This window comes from Lichenicola sp. GTC18331 (assembly GCF_055386855.1).
Window position 1 is genome coordinate 118,042 of record NZ_AP045015.1, and the last position, 18,218, is coordinate 136,259.

Consider the following 18,218-nt stretch of genomic DNA (forward strand, 5'->3'; position numbering starts at 1 on the left):
GTTGCAGGGATCGGGACGTCGAGCATGAACTGTAAGGCAAGATGAACAATTTCGGCCGCAACCTGGCCTTCTGGGTCATCATCGCTCTGCTTGTGGTGCTGCTGGTCAGCATGTTCCAGCCGGGCAGCGGGCAGCACGGGACACCCCAGCTCGCCTATTCCGATTTCATCGGCGACGTGAACGACGGGCGCGTCCGGGCGGTGACGATCCAGAACCACAACGTGTCCGGTGTTCTCACCGACGGCACGGCGTTCGAGACCTTCACCCCGGACGATCCGGATCTGGTGTCGCGCCTCACCAGCAAGGGCGTGCAGATCACGGCCAAGCCGCTGGACGGGGAAATGAACCCGCTGCTGCGCGCGCTGCTGAATTTCGGCCCGCTGCTGCTGTTCGTCGGCGTGTGGATCTTCCTGATGCGCCAGATGCAGTCCGGCGGCGGCCGCGCCATGGGCTTCGGCAAGTCGCGCGCCAAGCTGCTGACCGAAAAGCAGGGGCGGGTGACGTTCGAGGACGTGGCCGGCATCGACGAGGCCAAGGCCGAGCTGGAAGAGATCGTCCAGTTCCTGAAGGACCCGCAGAAATTCCAGCGCCTCGGCGGCAAGATCCCCAAGGGCGTGCTGCTGGTGGGCCCGCCCGGCACCGGCAAGACCCTCCTGGCGCGCGCCATCGCCGGCGAGGCCAACGTGCCGTTCTTCACCATCTCCGGTTCCGATTTCGTGGAGATGTTCGTGGGCGTCGGCGCGTCCCGCGTGCGCGACATGTTCGAGCAGGGCAAGAAGAGCGCCCCCTGCATCATCTTCATCGACGAGATCGATGCGGTCGGCCGTCATCGCGGCGCAGGCCTCGGCGGCGGCAACGACGAGCGCGAACAGACCCTCAACCAGATGCTGGTGGAGATGGACGGGTTCGAGAGCAGCGAGGGCGTGATCCTGATCGCCGCGACCAACCGTCCGGACGTGCTCGATCCGGCGCTGCTGCGTCCGGGCCGCTTCGACCGTCAGGTGGTGGTGCCGAACCCGGACGTGGCCGGACGCGAGAAGATCCTGCGCGTCCACATGCGCAAGGTGCCGATCGCGTCCGACGTCGATCCGAAGATCATCGCGCGCGGCACCCCGGGCTTCTCCGGCGCCGACCTGTCCAACCTCGTGAACGAGGCGGCGCTGCTGGCGGCGCGTCTCGGCAAGCGCACGGTGGCGATGCTCGAGTTCGAGAACGCCAAGGACAAGGTGATGATGGGCGCCGAGCGACGCTCGCTGGTGATGAGCGACGCCGAGAAGCGCCTGACCGCCTATCACGAGACCGGACATGTGCTGTGCGGCCTCTACGAGCCGGGCAACGACCCGCTGCACAAGGTCACCATCATCCCGCGCGGCCGCGCGCTCGGCGTCGCCTTCGTGCTGCCGGAAGCCGACCGCCTGTCGCAGAGCCGCGACGAGATGAAGGCGACCCTGGTGCGCGCCGCGGGCGGTCGTGCCGCGGAGGAGATCATCCTGGGTGCCGACCGCGTCACCAGCGGCGCATCGTCCGACATCAAGATGATGACCCAGCTCGCTCGCGCCATGGTCACCGAATGGGGCATGAGCGAGAAGCTCGGCCTGATCGCCTATGGCGACAACAGCCAGGAGGTGTTCCTGGGTCACTCGGTGACGCAGAACAAGAACGTGTCGGGCCAGACCGCGCGCGAGATCGAGGGCGAGATCCGCGAGCTGATCGACACCGCCTATCAGCGCGCCAAGACCATCCTCACCGAGCACATCGACGAGCTGCACGCCATCGCCGCCGCCCTGCTCGAATACGAGACGCTCGACGCGGCCGAGGTGCGTCAGGTGATGCGCGGCGAGCCGATCGTCCGCAAGGTCGTCGACGAGCCGATGCCGGAGAACCGCCGCGCCTCCGTCCCCAGCACACGCAGGCCGGACCCGCTGCCCCCCGGCGGCCTCGAACCTGCCCCGCAGCCGGGCTGACACGAAACGGGCTCCGCGAAAGCGGGGCCTTTTTTGTTTCCGGGCTGCGCGTCGCTCCCTCAGATGCAATCCTCGGGGGTTCGGATAATCGTCCACTCGTCCGGCGGGAACCGCGGCTGCAAGAACGCCGGCAGGTTTTGAAGGATGTCCTTGCGCCCGCAGATCCCGCCCCAGTCCCAGAACATCACCAGGCCGAGATTCTGCACCAGGTCGAACAGCAAGGCCCGGCACCGGCTCGTCGACTGCGGTCGGTGCATGCCGAACTCGGTCACGCGTCCATCCTTGATGCTGAGAATGACAAACTCCGCTGAGAACGCATATTTGGTGGAAGGCGGACGACTGGCCAGTTCGGTGTCTGGTCCGGCGCTGTGACCCCAGCTCGCGACTTCCTCGTCGATTGGTTGCGAAAGCTCGGTTGTTCCATCGCCGAGTTCGGGAATCCCGTAGCCGTGCCGCTGCAGGAGGGCGATGATCGCGTTTCTCGGAATGTCGGTGACATCATCCCCGCCAAGTTTCATCAAGCTGACGCCGTAACCCATGTTCGATGCTCCTGACCGCCCGTCATTCTGCTTCCCGGACCTGAACGCCAGGTAAACCGTGTGAATACCGACCTCGTGTTGAACGCCGAGTGACGGCATATCCGCGGCGTCTTTCGATTGATGCAACCGGAGCAGGCCGTGACATTCCCGATCGAACCGCTTGGACTTCTGTATGGCGCCGCCGCGAACGATGCGTGCGCCGCCGGCCTTGCGTTGCCGCTTGCCGGTGGTCCGGCCGCCTTTACGCTGTGTCGCCTCTGCGATACCGGGGGCGCGCGCATCGTCCCGATTAACGAGATCCCTGGATCTTGCGATTCGGCGTTGGGACGCGTCACAGGGCCGCTTCCCGCGGCCGGCCTGCCACGCGGAACACTGGTGATGGGCATCCTCAACGTCACCCCGGACAGCTTCAGCGATGGCGGCTGTCTCGACGGGCCGGACGCGGCGATCGACGCCGCGCTGGCCATGGCCCGCGCCGGCGCCACCATCATCGACGTGGGCGGCGAAAGCACGCGCCCGGGCGCTGCCGCCGTCTCCGCGACGGAGGAACAGGACCGCGTCCTGCCGGTGATCGAGGCGCTCCGCAGGGAAGACCTGCTGGTCTCGGTCGACACACGCAACGCCGCGACCATGCGCGCCGCCCTCCGGGCCGGTGCCACCCTCGTCAACGACGTTTCCGCCCTCCGCCACGATCCCGACGCCGTCGACGCCGTCGCCGAGGCCGGCTGCCCGGTCGTGCTGATGCACAGCCGCGGCACGCCGCAGACCATGAACGCGCTCGCGCGCTACGACGACGTCGCCGTCGACGTCGCGCGCGAACTCGCCGCCGCCATGGCCAGCGCCGTGGCCGGCGGGGTGCGGCCGGACCGCATCCTGCTCGATCCCGGCATCGGTTTCGCCAAGACCGCCGAACAGAACGTCGAACTGCTCCGGCGCCTGCCGATCCTGCTGAATCTCGGCTGTCGCATCGTTCTGGGCGCATCGCGCAAGCGCTTCGTGGGCGAGATCGGCGGCGAGCCCGATCCGGCTCGGCGCGACCCGGGCTCGCTCGCCGCCATCCTGCCGGCATTGGCGATTCCCGACCTGGTGCTGCGCGTCCACGACGTCCCCGGCACCGTCCAGGCGCTGCGTCTCTGGCGAGCCATCCACGGCTGAGCTAGAGCAGGCGCAGCCAGAACGAGAAACGGGGAGCGCGAATGGGCAAGACAAGGAAGCTGTTCGGCACCGACGGCATCAGAGGCACCGCCAACAGCGAGCCGATGACGGTGGAGATCGCCCAGCGCCTGGGCCAGGCCGCCGGCCTCCGCTTCCGGCGCGGCGCGCACCGCAACCGCGTGGTGCTGGGCAAGGATACGCGCCTGTCCGGCTACATGATCGAATGCGCCCTGGTGTCCGGCTTCCTGTCCGCCGGCATCGACGTCACCCTGGTCGGCCCGATGCCGACCCCCGCGATCGCCCAGCTCACGCGCTCGCTCCGCGCCGATCTCGGCGTGATGATCTCCGCCTCGCACAACCCGTTCGAGGATAACGGCATCAAGCTGTTCGGCCCGGACGGCTTCAAGCTCAGCGACGAGACCGAAGCCGAGATCGAGGCGCTGATGGGCTCCGACCTGTCCCGCCGTCTCGCTTCCCCCGACATGATCGGCCGCGCCTCGCGCCTGAACGACGCCGCCGGCCGCTATGTCGAGAGCGCCAAGGCGACCTTCCCACGCGGCCGCCGCCTCGACGGGCTGCGCATCGTGGTCGATTGCGCCAACGGCGCCGCCTACCGCGTCGCCCCCACCGCCTTGTGGGAGCTGGGCGCGGAAGTGGTCCGTCTCGGCTGCAACCCGAACGGTCTGAACATCAACCATCAATGCGGCTCGACCCATCCGCGCGCGCTCAGCGCCGCCGTGCTGGAACACCGCGCCGATCTCGGCATCGCCCTCGACGGCGACGCCGACCGCCTGCTGGTCTGCGACGAACTCGGCCAGCCGGTCGACGGCGACCAGATCCTCGCCTTGATCGCCCGCTCCTGGAAAGCCTCCGGCCGCCTGCAGAACGACGGCGTGGTCGCCACCGTCATGTCCAACATGGGGCTGGAACGCTTCCTCGCCGGCCACGACATCCGTCTCGAACGCACCGCCGTCGGCGACCGCTACGTGGTGGAGCGGATGCGCGAGCTCGGCATGAACCTGGGCGGCGAGCAGTCCGGCCACATGGTCCTTTCAGATTTTGCAACAACCGGTGACGGCCTCCTCGCAGCCTTGCAGGTTCTGGCGGTACTGGTGGAGCAGGGACGCCCGGCCAGCGAGGTGCTGACCGTGTTCAAACCCTTCCCCCAGCTGCTCAAGAACGTGCGCTTCTCCGGCCCGTCGCCGCTGAAGGATCCCGCCGTGATCGAGGCCAGGCTCTGGGCCGAGGCCGAACTCGGCGCAGGCGGCCGCCTGCTGCTGCGTGAAAGCGGCACCGAGCCGCTGGTCCGCGTCATGGCCGAAGCCGAGGACGACGCCCTCGTCGCCCGCGTCGTCGACGGCGTCTGCGACGCGATCCGACGCGTGGCCGTGCCCGCATGAAAGGCAGGGTGCTGATCGTCGCCGGCAGCGATTCGGGCGGCGGCGCCGGCATCCAGGCCGATATCAAGGCCGTCACCGTCCTGGGCGGCTTCGCCATGACGGCGATCACAGCGCTCACTGCCCAGAACACGCTCGGCGTGCAGGACATCTTGCCGATCCCGCCGGAATTCGTGCGCACCCAGATCGACTGCGTGCTGTCCGATCTCGGCGCGGACAGCTTCAAGATCGGCATGCTGGGCGATCCGGCCTTGATCGAGGCCGTGGCCGACGGTCTCGGCCGTCACAGGGAAACGCCGCTGGTGCTCGATCCGGTGATGGTCGCCAAGGGCGGCCAGTCTCTACTGGCGACCCATGCTGTGGCGACGCTCAAGCGCGCGCTGCTGCCCCTGGCGTCCCTGCTGACCCCCAACCTGCCGGAAGCCTCCGTCCTGTGCGGGCGCGAGATCGAGACCGAGGACGACATGCGTCATGCGGCCGATATGCTGCTGACGCTCGGCGTGCCGGCCGTGCTGCTCAAGGGCGGCCACCTGCCCGGCGATCTCGTGACCGACATGCTGGCGACCGAGGACGGCATCACGCTGTTCTCCGCTCCGCGCATCCCCAGCCGGCACACACACGGCACAGGATGCACGCTCGCCAGCGCTATCGCCACCGGCCTGGCGCAGGGGATGGCGCTGCCGGACGCCGTGGCGCGGGGCAGGGACTATGTCCGGCGTGCGATCGAGACCGCGCCCGGCTTCGGCGCCGGCGCCGGTCCGTTGAACCACGCCACGCATCTGCCGCCCGGCTGAACGCCGCCCCCGCGATCGTTCCGGAGACGATGACGGGCGACACTCCGGCGCCCTGTCGGCCGGACGATCCTTTCGCTTTCCAGCAGGGCGGAACGCTGCCAAGCTCGCGATCGCGTCGCTTGAGTAACGATTATGCTTCTACGCTTTATGCCTCTGGTTTTCCTGGCCGCCGGTCTGGCGGGATGCGCGGACGACATGCAGCCCGGACAGGTTTGCGAGATGGCCACCGTCGCTGAGTTGCCTGTCCTCAACGATCACGGTTCGCCCGTCGTGGCGGTGGCGATCAACGGCGTGAAGTCGGCCTTCGTCGTCGACACAGGGGCCCGTCTTTCCCTGATCTTCGAGGCGGATGCGGAACGGCTCGGTCTGCCGCACGACCGGGAGCGCACGCGTCTGCTGGATGGAATCGGCGGCTCGGTGTTCTCGCAGATCGTGACGGTCGACAAATTGTCGCTCGGCACGGCCGTCGCACATAATCTCGAACTGGATTCGGTACCCGGTGGTCAGTCCAAGACGGTGGCCGGGCTGCCGGTGGTCGGACTGTTCGGCGGTGATTTCCTGGCGAATTACGACGTGGAGTTCGATCTGCCGAACCACTTGGTGAGTTTGTTCAGGGAATCGCACTGCTCCGGCAATCTGCGGCCCTGGTCCAGCGGCGACTACTACAGGCTGCCGTTCACGCTCCGGAACGACACCGGTATCTGGTTCGACATCACGATCGACGGTCACAAGGAGCCGGTCGAGCTCGATAGCGGTGCCTATCGCACCATCATCGACAGCGATGCCGGAAACGACGGCGGCGCGAACCGGCAGACCATGGCGCACGACCACGCCGATATCGCGCATGGCATCGACGGCAACCGCCTGACGTCGCATCGTCATCGGTTCGAATCGCTCGATATCGGCCCGGAGCATTTCTCGCCGGCCTTCCTCGAAGTGGCCGACATCGATGTCCAGGGGCTGCTGGGCGCGGATTTCTTCCGGGCCCGCAAGGTCTGGATCTCCTATCCGCATGAAGTCCTCTATGTGCAGCGCGTGCTCTTTCCGCATGGCGCCGCGCCGAGACAGGCCGATGCGGCCGGTCCGAACGCGCCGAAACATTGACAGGAAGCGGTCGGCCCCTTATTCGCGCGGTTCCTCGCGGCGCTGGGAGCCGCTCACGAAGGTCGGACCATGAAGATCAGAAACAGCCTGAAGTCGGCGAAGGTGCGCGACAAGGATTGCCGCGTCGTTCGTCGTCACGGCAAGGTGTACGTCATCAACAAGAAGAACCCGCGCATGAAGGCCCGCCAGGGCTGATCGCCGTTTTCGGCTGATCCGGCGCTGTCGCGTTTCGACGCCGCTTCCTGCCTCGCTTCGGCCTGGCAGGCAGGGTGCGTTCGGAGCGTGCGGCTCCGTGCTTGCGTTCTTCTGCTGCTGACCGGTGCCGCCGCACCGCAGAGCCTGACGACCCCCGTCGCGCCCGCCCCCGCCGCCTCGGCACCCGATCGCAAGATCGAGGCGCTGGAAGCGTCCTTGCTGCATGCGCCTGATGCGGATCAGGCCGACATCGTGCAGGCCAAGCTGGCAGATGCGCGCATGGCGGCGCTGTCGCCGACCTCGCGCCTGCTGATTCGCCGCGCCCAGCGCGAACTCGACAAGAACCACGGTCAGGATGCCTTGGCCGATGCGTCCGACGCCATCGCCCTGGAGCCCGACCGCGCGATCCTGTGGCGCGAGCGGGCCTCGATCGAGGGGGCAATGGGCGACGCCGATTCCGCCGTTCAGGATCTGGGCGGCGCCCTGTCGCGCGATCCGGCCGATCTCGAATCCTGGGCCGGGCTGGCCGCGGTCGCGGAGAAGACCGGGCGTTACGACCGGGCCGTGGAAGCCTGGCAGCATGTGCTGCTGCTGGCGCCGGCCTTCAGGGACGGCGTGGCCCGTCTGCACGCCCTGCAGCGAAAGGCGCGCGGCGAGCCGACCTGATCGAGGCGGGCAGAAGCCTGACGATTGGCGCACCCGAACGCCAGCGGCTTCCCTCCGCGATCGGGTCCACCCCCCCCTTTCCTTTGCCTCCGCCTGCCGCCAGGGCGCTTCCCTCCGGCGCGTCAGGGTGCCGGACGAGCGCCGCCGAGCAGACCGAAGCGGGTCAGGCAGACATGCCGGGTGAGCGACCGTGCCGGGATGACCACCGGCGCAGTGCTGGAGGATGGGGCGTCTTGCGCGTCGTCATCATCCTTGAACGCACCTTTGATGTAGCGCGTGTCGCATTCGTCGAACTTGTTGCAGACGGCGAGCTTCGTGCAGATCGTGCGGTGATCCTGCTCGTAGATATAGTAGGTCGCCCCGGAATAGGGCGGCCGCGCGAAGATCTCGGTCCGTACCGTGATCGGCGACGCGGCGCCCGTTCCAGCGGATGGCGCCGCGATGGCCCCGCACGGTAGCAGAACCAGCAGCGCTGGCCAATGATGACCGAAACACCCGATCCGCATGGAAGCTGCCGTCCCGTTCTCATTCCGTTGCCGGACTGAAGCACGGGGCCGGCGGTCGCGAAAGCGATGGCGGCGTTGCGGGCTTGCGTCAGGCGACCGCGACGGCCGGCGGGTCGAACCGGTCGAGCCGTCCGCCGAAGATCCGCGCACGGTTGTCCGGATCGTCCAGCAGGGTGTGGGGGAAGATCGGCGGCGGTGCGCTCACCGTGTCGAGACGCCCGATCTGCTCCGGCAAGAGCCTGACGGTGGTCGCGGTCAGGTTGGACGCGAGTTGCTCCAGCGTTCGCGGTCCGATGATGGGCAGAACGCCCTTGGCCGCGACCCAGGCGATCGCGATCTCGCCCGGCGTCACGCCGGTCTCGCCCGCGATGGCGATCACGGCATCCAGAATGGCGCGGCGTTGATCCGTGTTCTCGGCCTGGAACACCTTGCCGCCGAAGCCCTCCGCGCGCCCCTTTTCGCCGTTCCTGTATTTGCCCGTGAGCATGCCGCCGCCGAGCGGAGACCATCCGACGGTGCCCAGACCGAGTGCCTGGGCCATCGGCAGCAGCTCATATTCGGTGGTGCGCTCGACGAGGCTGTGTTCGACCTGAAGTCCGGCGATGGGGATGCTCCCCCGCAACTCGGCAATGGTCGCGGCCCGCGACACACGCCAGGCCGGGAAGTCGGACAGGCCCGCGTAGAGGATCTTGCCCGCGCGCACGAGATCGTCGAACCCGCGGACGATCTCCTCGATCGGCGTCACCCCGTCGGCGTAGTGCACCCAGTAGAGATCGATCCGGTCGGTCTTCAGCCGCTTCAGGCTGGCCTCGACGGAGGCGACCATCGCCTGGCGGCTGTTGCCTGTGATGAGCAGGCCGCCTTGCGGCGTGGCGCTGCGCGTGAACTTGGAGGCCAGCACGAAGTCGTTGCGTCGGCCGGCGAGCAGTTCGCCGAGGATCTCTTCCGACTGTCCGAACTGGTAGCTGTCTGCGGTGTCGAGAAAATTGCCGCCGGCCTCGGCATAGGCGTCGAGGATACGACGCGCTTCCGGCGGCTCGGCGCCGTAGCCCCATCGTGTTCCGAAATTCCCTGTGCCGAGCACCAGCTCGGCGACGCGAAGACCGGTATGCCGGCCGAACAGCTTGTAGCGCATGATGGAGACTTTCCTGTTGGAGCAGCGATCGGGCGCGCGCCCGTCACGGGGAGATCGGCCCTGTGCCGATGGCGTCAGCTTGCAGGCGTGCCGCGGCCGAACCGTGGGAAACCCCGTTCGGAATCAGCGACGGAGTGAGGCGCGCAGACCCGTCATGACCATCGTCGGATCGTTCGAGCCGGTCGTTCACGCTTTGCATTCCGTCATTGATTGCAGTCACAACCAAATAGACATTGATGGCGATTGCAACTAAAATCTGATGGTGGTGATGGAGAGCGAAATGCGTGTGTCCAAGGAAGCGTCCGCCCGGAACCGAACCGCGCTGCTGCAATCCGCGAGTCGTTTGTTTCGGGAGAAGGGGATCGATGGCGTCGGCGTGGCCGAGGTCGCCCGGGAGGCCGGGCTGACCCATGGCGCGCTCTACGCGCATTTTCCGTCCAAGGACGCGCTGGCGGCGGAAGCGTTTTCGAGCGGTTTCGCCGCCGCCCTCGACGGCATAAGAGCGTGGGCAGCCGACCGCGATCCGGGTTTCGAGGACTATGTGGCGGTGCTTCTGTCCGCGTCGATGCGCGATCGGCTTGGGACCGGATGCCCGATGACGGCGTCGGCGAGCGAGGCCGGGCGACAGGGACCGGCGGTCAGCAGGAGTTTTGCCGACGCCTTCGAGGAGGAGGTGGCGGTGATCGAGGCGACACTGGAGCCGGACGGGCCGCCATCGGCCCGGCGATCCCTGGCCATCGCCACCGTGGCGTCGCAGATCGGCGCGATCGCCGTATCCCGGGCGGTGAATAAGGCGGCGCCGACGCTGTCGGACGACGTGCTCGCGGCCGTTCGGGACATGATCCTCAAGGCGCGCGAACGATCGTCCCCGGCGGGATGACGCCGGGCAGCCGGCGGTTCAGTCCGGCGCGGCGTTTCGGCCCGGGCCGGCACGCCAGTCGGAGACGTCCTGGCCCCAGAGGTCCACGCATTTGTTCTGGAGCGGCGGCGGCAGGGTGGTGGTGCCGATCACGCGGGAGCCGATCGAGCGGGCCACGGCAATGGAGGCCGTGTTCTCCGGGTCGACGACGTGGGCGATCGCCGGCCAGTGCAGCGTGTCGAAGGCGAACGCTGCGGCGGCGAGCACGGCTTCCGTTGCATAGCCGCGCCCCTGATGGGCGGGGAGAATGCCGTAGCCGATTTCGGGCGCGGGCCAGCCTTCGGGGTGATTCGGACCGGCGCGACCGATCCACTCTCCCGTGCCGCGCAAGACAATCGAAAACAGCCCGAAGCCTTGCAAGCTCCAGCACCCGGCAATGTAGGCCAGACTCCGCCACGCTTACGCACGGCCGATGGGGCCGCCAAGGAAGCGCATGGCACCGGGATCGGCGGAAAAGGCGGCCCAGCCGTCCAGATCGGCCCGCTCGGGCGGACGCAGGATCAGTCGTTCGGTTCGCAGCACGGGAACGGCCATGGCGGCGGCCTAGCGGTCGGTGAGGCGCAGTTCGATCCGTCGGTTATGGGCCATCGCGTCGGCGGAGGTGCCGGTGTCAATCGGCTGGTATTGCGAGAACGCGGTGGCGGCGAGGTGCTGCGGCTTGATGCCTTCGGCGATCAGCAGCTTCACCACGGTGATGGCGCGTGCGGCGGACAACTCCCAGTTGGTCGGGAACTGGCTGCCGGTGATCGGCTGCTTGTCGGCATGACCGTCGACGCGGAGAATCCAGGGAATATCGGCGGGGATCTCCGCGCCGATCTGCTTCAGCGTCTTGGCCAGCGTCTTGATCTGGTCGCGCCCGGCCGGCGACAGCTCGGCGCTGCCGACCGGGAACAGCACCTCGCTCTGGAACACGAACCGGTCGCCGACTACGCGGATACCGGGCTTGTGCGCCAGAACGGCGGAAAGGCGGCCGAAGAATTCGGAGCGATAGCGCTTCAGCTCCTCCACCTTGTCGGCCAGAGCGAGGTTCAGCTTGTTGCCCAGATCGGTGATCTTGGCGTCGCGATCGGCCACGTCCTTGCGGGAGATATCGAGGGCCGCGGCGATCGCGGCGAGCTGCTTCTGCAGTTCCGCGAGCTGCTGGTTCAGAAGCGTGACCTGGTTCTGCGCGTCCGTGCTGAGCTTGGTCTGGGCGCCGAGCTGTTGTTGCAGGGCGGCGGCAGCGGCGCTGTCCTGGTTGTGCGCGGCCAGATCCTTGTCGTGCTGCGCGTTCAGTGTCGCGACCGAGACCTGAAGCGTCTGCACCTTGCCCTTCTCCATCGACAGGAGCTGGGTGAGCTGGGTCATTTCGCGCGTCAGCTTGTCGAGCGCGGTCTGGCGGCCCGTGAGCGCGGCGGACAGAAAGGCCTGCGCCAGCACGAAAACCAGCAGCACGAAGATGATGACCATGAGCAGGGTGGACAGGGCGTCCACATAGCCCGGCCATGCATCGAGACCGTTGCCGCGTGCTCCGCGCCGGCGCGCCATCGGATCAGCCCCGCGGCCCGAACGATGGCGGGTGCTGTCCCTGCGCCGCACCCGGCGCGGAGGCGGCGACCGTACGCGTCAGCACGCGGAGTTCGTTGCGCAGCTCCGCCGTGGACTGGGCCCGGCCCTGCTCGGCTTCCGCCAGCAGACGTTGCAGCAGGCGCTCGATCGACCGTAGCTCCTGTCCGCCGGCGGCGTCCGCGCCGGCCGGATCGGCCAGTTTGCGCAGAACCGGCGTCATCACCGACTGTGTTTCGGCCACCCGCAGCATAAGTTGCTGGTTGGCGCGCAGAAGCTCGGTCAGGGTGCCGAGCCGGTCCGCGAGAACGGCCATGGTCTGGTTGTGGCTCTGGCGCCCGTCCTCGGCGCGGGCGAGCACGCTTTGCAGCCCGTCGAGATTCTCCGCGGTCTGCTCGAGCAGGGCCTGCACATAGGCCGGGATCGGCGCCTCGCCGTCGCCGCCGGTATAGCCGGAGGAGAAGCGCGTAATGCCGGCGAGCCATTCCTCCAGCTCGTTGAAGAAACGGTTCTGCGCCTGGCCGGCGGTGAGATCGAGAAAGCCCAGCACCAGCGAACCGGCCAGACCGAACATGGAAGCGGAGAACGCCGTGCCCATGCCGGCAAGCGGCTGCGCCAGACCGGATTTGAGCTGGTCGAACATCTGCCCGACATCAGCGGAGCCGACGCTCATGCCGGCGATGATGCCGCCGATGGAATGAACCGTGTGCAGCAGCCCCCAGAACGTGCCGAGCAGACCCAGGAAGATCAGCAGCCCGGTCATGTAGCGCGACAATTCCCGGCTTTCGTCGAGGCGCGACGACAGGCTGTCGAGCAGGGAGCGCGTGGCGGGCGTGGAGAGCACCAGACGGTCGGCCCGGTTGCGGGTCGCCAGCATGGAGGCCATCGGCGCCAGAAGGCGCGGCGGAGCCGGCGGCGCCAGACCGGCGCGCGGCTGACGCAGCGTCTCGATCCAGCGCACTTCCGGCGAAAGCCGGATCACCATCAGCAGGTTCCAGCCGATGCCCAGCGCCAACACCGCCAGGATCAGACCGTCCAGCACCGGATTGTTGCGGAAGGCCAGCACCAGGGTCGGGAACAGAAAGGCGACGGCTGCCGCGACCACCAGCAGGAACACGAGCATCCGGATCACATAGGTGGTCGGGCGGGTCATGGTTTGGGCGATCCTGCGGCGGGGGCGGGGGTTGGAACGGGGGCAGCGGCAGCGGCTGGAGCAGGCGTCGTCTGGGCGCCGCCATCCGGGTTGCTCTGCGCGTGCAGATCGACCCGGTCGTTCCCGGCGGCGGCGTTCGGATCCATCCGGACATAGATCCGGGTGGAGGCGATGCCGTCATTGATCAGCACGGCCCGTGCGGCGAGGCCGCGGGACAAAGCGAGGCGTCGCGGTGTGGACGGATCGTCCGGACTGCCAGCGGCGGCGGCATCGAGGATCGCGCGCGCTTCAGGATCCGCTTTCAGCCTGGCCGCGAAATCGTGCAGCGCCTGCATGGTGGCCGGGTTCAGATCGCTCGCCGCGGCGCCGAAGGTGATCCGCACGCCGTCGGGCAGCGGAGTCGCGACGCCCGTCGCGGTCTGCACCACGGGAACCGGCGGCGGCGGAGCGGGCGGATGCAGCGGCACGTTCAACACCGGAGCGGCGAAGACCGGCGGGGCGGGCGGGGCGGCGGGAATGGTGGCGGCCGGGGCGTTGGCGGGAACCGGGGCGGCGGCCGGGCGCTTCTGCGCGTGAGTGCCGCGTGCGGATTCGTGCGATGCGTGGCCTCTGCCATGCGGGGCAGCGCGGTGCGGGGCGCTCTTATGCTCGCCGCTGCCGAGCGCATCGAGCGCGCTCTGGCTCGTGGTGACCTGTGCAGCGGCGACCGTGGCCGCGGCGATGGGGGCAGCGAGCAGAACGGTCGCGGCAGCCAGAACGGGAAGAACGGGTATGGACATCGGGCGGGAACCGTAAACGAGCCGCGCGCCCGGTCAACAGCACCACCCGGGGTTTGCCCGGAGGCCCGGGAGGCCGGCCTCGCGGGGGAGCGGGATCAGTTCGCGGCGGTGGTCCCGGCGGACATGCCGCCCAGAACCAGTTCGCGCAGACGGGCGTGCATATGCGGATTGGCGGCGACCACATGGCAATCCATGTCCATCGCTTCCTGCGGCGCATTGTGCGGATCGGTGGCGTAACCGCCGGCTTCGCGCACGATCAGCAGACCGGCGGCGCAGTCCCACGGCTTCAGCCCCAGCTCCCAGAACCCGTCATAGCGTCCGGCAGCGGTCCAGCAGAGATCGAGCGCCGCGGAACCGAAGCGGCGGACGCCGGAGACCTGCGGCATGATCGCCGCCAGGGTGCGGGCGAAGGGAAGCTTGCGGCTGTTATGGGTGGCGGCGAACGGAATGCCGGTCGCGAACACGCAGTCGATCATCTCGCGTCGGGCAGACACGCGCAGGCGCCGCTCGTTCAGATAGGCGCCGACGCCCTTCTCGGCCCAGAACATCTCGTTTCCGGCCGGGTTGTAGACCATGGCCGCGGCCAGCTCTGCGCTGCCGTCCGGCAGGCGGCGTTGCAGGCCGACGCTGATGGCCCAGTGCGGGATGCCGTGAAGGAAATTGGTGGTGCCGTCGAGCGGATCGACCACCCAGCGCCAGGTCCAGTTGTCGCCGCCCGACGCGCCGCTTTCTTCCATCAGAAAGGCGTAGCCCGGGCGGGCGCGGCCGAGTTCCTCGCGCAGCGTGGTCTCGGCGCGAAGATCGGCCTGGGACACGAAATCGCCCGGACCCTTGATGCTGACCTGGAGCTGCTCGACCTCGTTGAAGTCGCGCAGCAGGCGACGCGCGGCCTTCTGCGCCGCGTTGTGCATGACGGTCATCACCGGGGAAAGCCGCATCGCCATCGTTCAGACCGTCTCCAATAAGATCAGCGCCGGGAGAAACCCCCGATCAGCCCTTCGCGCGTTCGACGTAGGACGAGTCGTCCGTGCGCACCACGACGCGCTCGCCCACCTCGATGAAGGGCGGCACCATGGTCTTCACGCCGTTGGACAGCTTGGCCGGCTTGTAGGAGGAGGACGCGGTCTGGCCCTTCACCACCGGATCGGCCTCGACGATCTCCAGCACGACATGCGGCGGCAGATCCATGGCGACCGGATCGCCTTCCACCAGCTTCACGTTGACCGTCATGTTGTCCTGCAGGAAGGCCACGCCGTCGCCGAGAATGTCGGCCGGGATCATGGTCTGCTCGAAGGTCTCGGGATCCATCAGAACGAGATTGTCGCCGTCGGTGTAGGAGTAGGTGAACTCCCTGTCCTCGGTCATCAGGCGCTCGACGGTGTCGGCCGTGCGCCAGCGCTCGTTGGTCTTGTTGCCCGTCTTCAGGTCGCGCATCTCGACCTGGATGAAGGCGCCGCCCTTGCCCGGCGTGATGATCTGCTGCTTGAGCACCGTCCAGCGACGGCCGTCATGCTCGATCACCTGGCCGGCTCGGATCAGGTTGGCCTGCTGCTTCATCGTCGAGCCTTGCTTGAAAATGGTCGGAAAAGGATGAGGAGCGGGCTTCTAGCGCCAATGCCCGCCTCCGGGCAAGGTTTCGGGCCCGGTGTCACTGTGCGGGTCCGGTCGGATCGCGTGCGTCGGCAGATCGTGCAGCGCGCCGCCGGGGTCCGAGACCGTTCGTCCGTCCGGCGGCAGATAGGACGGGCCGATCGGCACCTTGCCGTGGCCGCCCTCGATGTCGAGCACGTAGGTCGGCCAGGCGAGCCCGGTGACGCGTCCCCGCAACCTGCGCAGCAGGGCCTGTCCCTCCGCGATCGGCACGGCGAACCGTGCGGTGCCGGGAGCCGGATCGAGCTGGTGCAGATAGTACGGCTTGATCCTGTGCCGCACCATCGCGCGCAGCAGCGCTTCCAGCGAGTCCGGATCGTCGTTCACGCCGCGCAGCAGCACGGACTGGCCCAGAACCGGGATCGCCCGGCCCTGCAGCAGACGCAGAGCGCCGCGCGCCGCCGGGGTGAACTCCCGCTCATGGTTGGCGTGCAGCACCAGCCACATCGCCTTCTCGGTCTCCAGCGCATCCGCGACCTCCGCCGTGATCCGCTCGGGGGCGGCCACCGGAACGCGGCTGTGCAGGCGGATGGTGGTGACGTGCGGCATCGCCTCCAGGGCTCGCACGATATGCCGCAGCCGGCGCGCCGACAGCATCAGCGGATCGCCGCCGGTCAGGATCACCTCGGTGATCTCCGGCGTGTCGCCCAGCCAGCCGAGCGCGCGCTCCAGCGCGGCGTCGTCCAGCACCCCGCCCTCCGGACCGACATGCTCGCGTCGGAAGCAGAACCGGCAATACAGCGGACAGATCAGCAGCGGCTTGAGCAGCGCGCGGTCGTGGTAGCGACGGACGATACCGGGCACCGGGGAATGGGCCGCGTCGCCGATCGGATCGGCCAGCTCGTGCGGGGCATGCTGCGTCTCGTCCGCGTGCGGCACCACCTGACGCCCGATCGGATCGTCCGGATGCTCGATCAGGGCGCGAAAGGCGGGCGGGATCAGCGTGGCATAGCGCGCCTCCACCGCCTCCAGCGCCGCGCGGTCGGGTTCGCGCGCCAGATCGGCTGCGATCAGCGCGTCGACGGAACGGATTGGCGCGGTCATCGGCGCGCTGTACTGCGAGCGACCCGTTCGCTGCAACATGAACCGAGGAGAACCGGTCTATGGATACCGAGCCTCCGGGCGGCGCCCTGCCGTCTCTGCCCGACCGCCTGCCGTTCCTGCGCCGGCGCGGGCTGATGCTGCGCGGGGTGCGCGCCTTCTTCGAGGCACGCGGCTACATGGAGGCGGAAACGCCGTATCTGGTGCCGGCGCCGGGCGAGGAGGTGCATCTGCGCCCGTTCCGCTCCGTGCTGGAACACCCGGACGGCAGCACCGAAACGCGCTGGCTCCATACCAGCCCGGAATTCGCGATGAAGCGCGTCGTGGCGGCGACCGGGCTGCCGGTGTTCCAGCTCGCGCGGGTCTGGCGCAACGGCGAGAACAGCGCCCTGCATGCGCCGGAATTCACCATGCTGGAATGGTATCGCCCCGGCGCCGATATGGGCTCGCTGATGGACGAGACTGAGGATCTGGTGCGCCGTCTGCTGCCGCCTGTGATCGAGGGGCTGGCCGGCGCGTTGCGGATCGACGAACCCTTCGAGCGGCTCAGCATGCAGGAGGCGTTCCGGCGCCATGTCGGCGCCGACCTTCTCGGCACGGCGGGAGATGCGCCGGCCCTGGCCGGGCAGGCCGGCGTCGCCTTGCGCGCGGGGGAGGACTGGGAGGATCTGTTCTTCCGGCTGCTGCTGGAACGGGTCGAACCCCGGATCGGGCGGGAACGTCCGACCTTCCTGACCCATTGGCCGCGCGCGCAGGCGGCCCTGGCGCGATGCGATCCGGCCGACCGGCGCGCGGCGCTGCGCTTCGAGCTCTATGCCTCGGGAATCGAACTGGCGAACGGGTTCGACGAGCTGACGGATGTTGTGGAGCAGCGGGCCCGGTTCGAGGCCGATCGCGCCCGCCGCATCGCGATCGACCCGGCGCTGGACTGGGCGCCGGACGAGCGGTTCCTCCAGGCGCTGTCCGATCTGCCGCCCTGCGCCGGGATCGCGCTCGGCTTCGACCGGCTGGTGATGCTGGCGACCGGGGCGAAGCGGATCGGCGCGGTGCTGTGGTAAATCGGCAATCCGAACGAACCGTAACGTTTCCGCATCTCGACATCTTCTTCCGCGTTTCGGACGTTAAGGGACCTGATTGTCCCGTTTCTCTGGCCGGTAGGCGCTCATGAGTCCGAAATCGTTTCGTTCCGTTCTTCTGCTTCTGCCCGTGCTCGGCGTCGCGGGCTGCGCCGTTCCGAGCGCCGAACAGCGTCGCGCGCTCGATTCGATGATCGGGCGGTCGGAAACCGATCTGCTGCGCACCTACGGCGTGCCGACCCGCACCTTCACCGCCAGCGGCCACACCTTCATGGCCTATATCCAGAACCAGACCTCCTACTCGCCGGGCACGCCGGGCTGGGGCGGCTGGGGCTGGGGCGGCGGCTGGGGAGGCTGGGGCGGCGGTTGGGGTGGCGGCTGGGGCCCGGGTTGGGGCGGCGGCTGGGGCGGCGGATTCCCGCCGAGCTATTACCAGAGCAGCTGCGCCACCACCTTCGAGGTGAACAACGGCGTCGTGGCCGGCTGGACGCTGCGCGGCGACGGCTGCTGAGCCGACCGGGCGATCCGGCCGGCTTGCCTGGCCGGGACGCTGTTTGTTAGGAGGGCAGGGGCTCCGTTACGGCGCGGTATCGTCGCGAA

The 18,218-nt window shown here is 68.3% G+C and carries 21 protein-coding genes; 10 read left to right on the forward strand and 11 right to left on the reverse strand.

All coding sequences use genetic code 11. The features are described from left to right. Positions 1–41 precede the first annotated feature (41 nt). A complete protein-coding gene (ftsH, locus tag ACZ5BM_RS00510) occupies positions 42–1,964 on the forward strand; it encodes an ATP-dependent metallopeptidase FtsH/Yme1/Tma family protein (RefSeq protein ID WP_498909364.1) in 1,923 nt (640 codons plus the stop codon). A 59-nt stretch (positions 1,965–2,023) separates the two neighbouring features. Here ftsH and ACZ5BM_RS00515 read toward each other — a convergent pair whose 3' ends face one another. Beyond that, positions 2,024–2,503 (reverse strand): hypothetical protein, encoded by a 480-nt coding sequence (locus tag ACZ5BM_RS00515; RefSeq protein ID WP_498909365.1) that lies wholly within the window; start codon positions 2,501–2,503, stop codon positions 2,024–2,026. A 378-nt stretch (positions 2,504–2,881) separates the two neighbouring features. Between ACZ5BM_RS00515 and folP the strand changes: the two genes are divergently transcribed. The 6 genes from folP to ACZ5BM_RS00545 all read left to right on the forward strand — a co-directional run bounded on the left by folP (position 2,882) and on the right by ACZ5BM_RS00545 (position 7,814). Further along, entirely contained in the window at positions 2,882–3,658 is a 777-nt protein-coding gene (gene folP / locus ACZ5BM_RS00520) for a dihydropteroate synthase (RefSeq protein WP_498909367.1), read from the forward strand. A 41-nt stretch (positions 3,659–3,699) separates the two neighbouring features. Next, positions 3,700–5,058 (forward strand): phosphoglucosamine mutase, encoded by a 1,359-nt coding sequence (gene glmM, locus ACZ5BM_RS00525; protein ID WP_498909369.1) that lies wholly within the window; start codon positions 3,700–3,702, stop codon positions 5,056–5,058. After that, a complete protein-coding gene (gene thiD, locus ACZ5BM_RS00530) occupies positions 5,055–5,849 on the forward strand; it encodes a bifunctional hydroxymethylpyrimidine kinase/phosphomethylpyrimidine kinase (RefSeq protein ID WP_498909370.1) in 795 nt (264 codons plus the stop codon). Before glmM ends, thiD begins: the two co-directional genes overlap by 4 nt. Before the next feature lie 219 nt (positions 5,850–6,068). After that, a complete protein-coding gene (locus ACZ5BM_RS00535) occupies positions 6,069–6,953 on the forward strand; it encodes an aspartyl protease family protein (protein ID WP_498909372.1) in 885 nt (294 codons plus the stop codon). A 69-nt stretch (positions 6,954–7,022) separates the two neighbouring features. Then, a complete protein-coding gene (gene ykgO, locus ACZ5BM_RS00540; protein WP_012223099.1) occupies positions 7,023–7,148 on the forward strand; it encodes a type B 50S ribosomal protein L36 in 126 nt (41 codons plus the stop codon). 87 nt (positions 7,149–7,235) lie between these two features. Beyond that, positions 7,236–7,814 (forward strand): tetratricopeptide repeat protein, encoded by a 579-nt coding sequence (locus ACZ5BM_RS00545; protein WP_498909373.1) that lies wholly within the window; start codon positions 7,236–7,238, stop codon positions 7,812–7,814. Positions 7,815–7,936: 122 nt separating this feature from the next. Here the strand turns inward: ACZ5BM_RS00545 and ACZ5BM_RS00550 are convergent, their stop codons facing one another. Together ACZ5BM_RS00550 and ACZ5BM_RS00555 are read right to left on the reverse strand one after the other, a co-directional pair. Next, the gene (locus tag ACZ5BM_RS00550) at positions 7,937–8,320 is read right to left on the reverse strand and encodes a hypothetical protein (protein ID WP_498909374.1); all 384 of its coding nucleotides are present in this window, start codon (positions 8,318–8,320) and stop codon (positions 7,937–7,939) included. 88 nt (positions 8,321–8,408) lie between these two features. Beyond that, a complete protein-coding gene (locus ACZ5BM_RS00555; RefSeq protein ID WP_498909375.1) occupies positions 8,409–9,455 on the reverse strand; it encodes an aldo/keto reductase in 1,047 nt (348 codons plus the stop codon). 280 nt (positions 9,456–9,735) lie between these two features. Here ACZ5BM_RS00555 and ACZ5BM_RS00560 point away from each other — a divergent pair, with 280 nt between their 5' ends. After that, the gene (locus ACZ5BM_RS00560) at positions 9,736–10,335 is read left to right on the forward strand and encodes a TetR/AcrR family transcriptional regulator (protein WP_498909376.1); all 600 of its coding nucleotides are present in this window, start codon (positions 9,736–9,738) and stop codon (positions 10,333–10,335) included. A gap of 18 nt (positions 10,336–10,353) precedes the next feature. On the opposite strand, the gene ACZ5BM_RS00565 is transcribed toward ACZ5BM_RS00560, so the two are convergent. The 8 genes from ACZ5BM_RS00565 to ACZ5BM_RS00600 all read right to left on the reverse strand — a co-directional run bounded on the left by ACZ5BM_RS00565 (position 10,354) and on the right by ACZ5BM_RS00600 (position 16,545). Further along, positions 10,354–10,761, reverse strand: a complete 408-nt coding sequence (locus tag ACZ5BM_RS00565) for a GNAT family N-acetyltransferase (RefSeq protein WP_498911705.1) — start codon at positions 10,759–10,761, stop codon at positions 10,354–10,356. Positions 10,762–10,773: 12 nt separating this feature from the next. After that, positions 10,774–10,908: a GNAT family N-acetyltransferase gene (locus ACZ5BM_RS00570; RefSeq protein ID WP_498909377.1), complete on the reverse strand. Its 135-nt coding sequence runs from the start codon at positions 10,906–10,908 to the stop codon at positions 10,774–10,776. A 9-nt stretch (positions 10,909–10,917) separates the two neighbouring features. Further along, positions 10,918–11,901: a peptidoglycan-binding protein gene (locus tag ACZ5BM_RS00575; protein WP_498909378.1), complete on the reverse strand. Its 984-nt coding sequence runs from the start codon at positions 11,899–11,901 to the stop codon at positions 10,918–10,920. A gap of 4 nt (positions 11,902–11,905) precedes the next feature. Then, positions 11,906–13,072 (reverse strand): flagellar motor protein MotA, encoded by a 1,167-nt coding sequence (locus tag ACZ5BM_RS00580; protein WP_498909379.1) that lies wholly within the window; start codon positions 13,070–13,072, stop codon positions 11,906–11,908. Beyond that, the gene (locus tag ACZ5BM_RS00585) at positions 13,069–13,851 is read right to left on the reverse strand and encodes a hypothetical protein (protein ID WP_498909380.1); all 783 of its coding nucleotides are present in this window, start codon (positions 13,849–13,851) and stop codon (positions 13,069–13,071) included. The genes ACZ5BM_RS00580 and ACZ5BM_RS00585 overlap by 4 nt, the downstream gene beginning before the upstream one ends. Positions 13,852–13,946: 95 nt before the next feature. Then, positions 13,947–14,789 carry an inositol monophosphatase family protein gene (locus ACZ5BM_RS00590; protein WP_498909381.1) on the reverse strand — a complete coding sequence of 281 codons (843 nt, stop codon included), beginning with the start codon at positions 14,787–14,789 and terminating at the stop codon, positions 13,947–13,949. Positions 14,790–14,841: 52 nt separating this feature from the next. Beyond that, positions 14,842–15,408: an elongation factor P gene (gene efp, locus ACZ5BM_RS00595; protein WP_498909383.1), complete on the reverse strand. Its 567-nt coding sequence runs from the start codon at positions 15,406–15,408 to the stop codon at positions 14,842–14,844. 48 nt (positions 15,409–15,456) lie between these two features. After that, the gene (locus tag ACZ5BM_RS00600) at positions 15,457–16,545 is read right to left on the reverse strand and encodes a lysine-2,3-aminomutase-like protein (protein WP_498909384.1); all 1,089 of its coding nucleotides are present in this window, start codon (positions 16,543–16,545) and stop codon (positions 15,457–15,459) included. A 59-nt stretch (positions 16,546–16,604) separates the two neighbouring features. Between ACZ5BM_RS00600 and epmA the strand changes: the two genes are divergently transcribed. Together epmA and ACZ5BM_RS00610 are read left to right on the forward strand one after the other, a co-directional pair. Beyond that, positions 16,605–17,600, forward strand: coding sequence for an EF-P lysine aminoacylase GenX (gene epmA, locus ACZ5BM_RS00605; RefSeq protein ID WP_498909385.1), 996 nt, complete (start codon positions 16,605–16,607; stop codon positions 17,598–17,600). A gap of 106 nt (positions 17,601–17,706) precedes the next feature. Continuing rightward, positions 17,707–18,129: a hypothetical protein gene (locus tag ACZ5BM_RS00610; RefSeq protein ID WP_498909386.1), complete on the forward strand. Its 423-nt coding sequence runs from the start codon at positions 17,707–17,709 to the stop codon at positions 18,127–18,129. Positions 18,130–18,218: the final 89 nt, after the last annotated feature.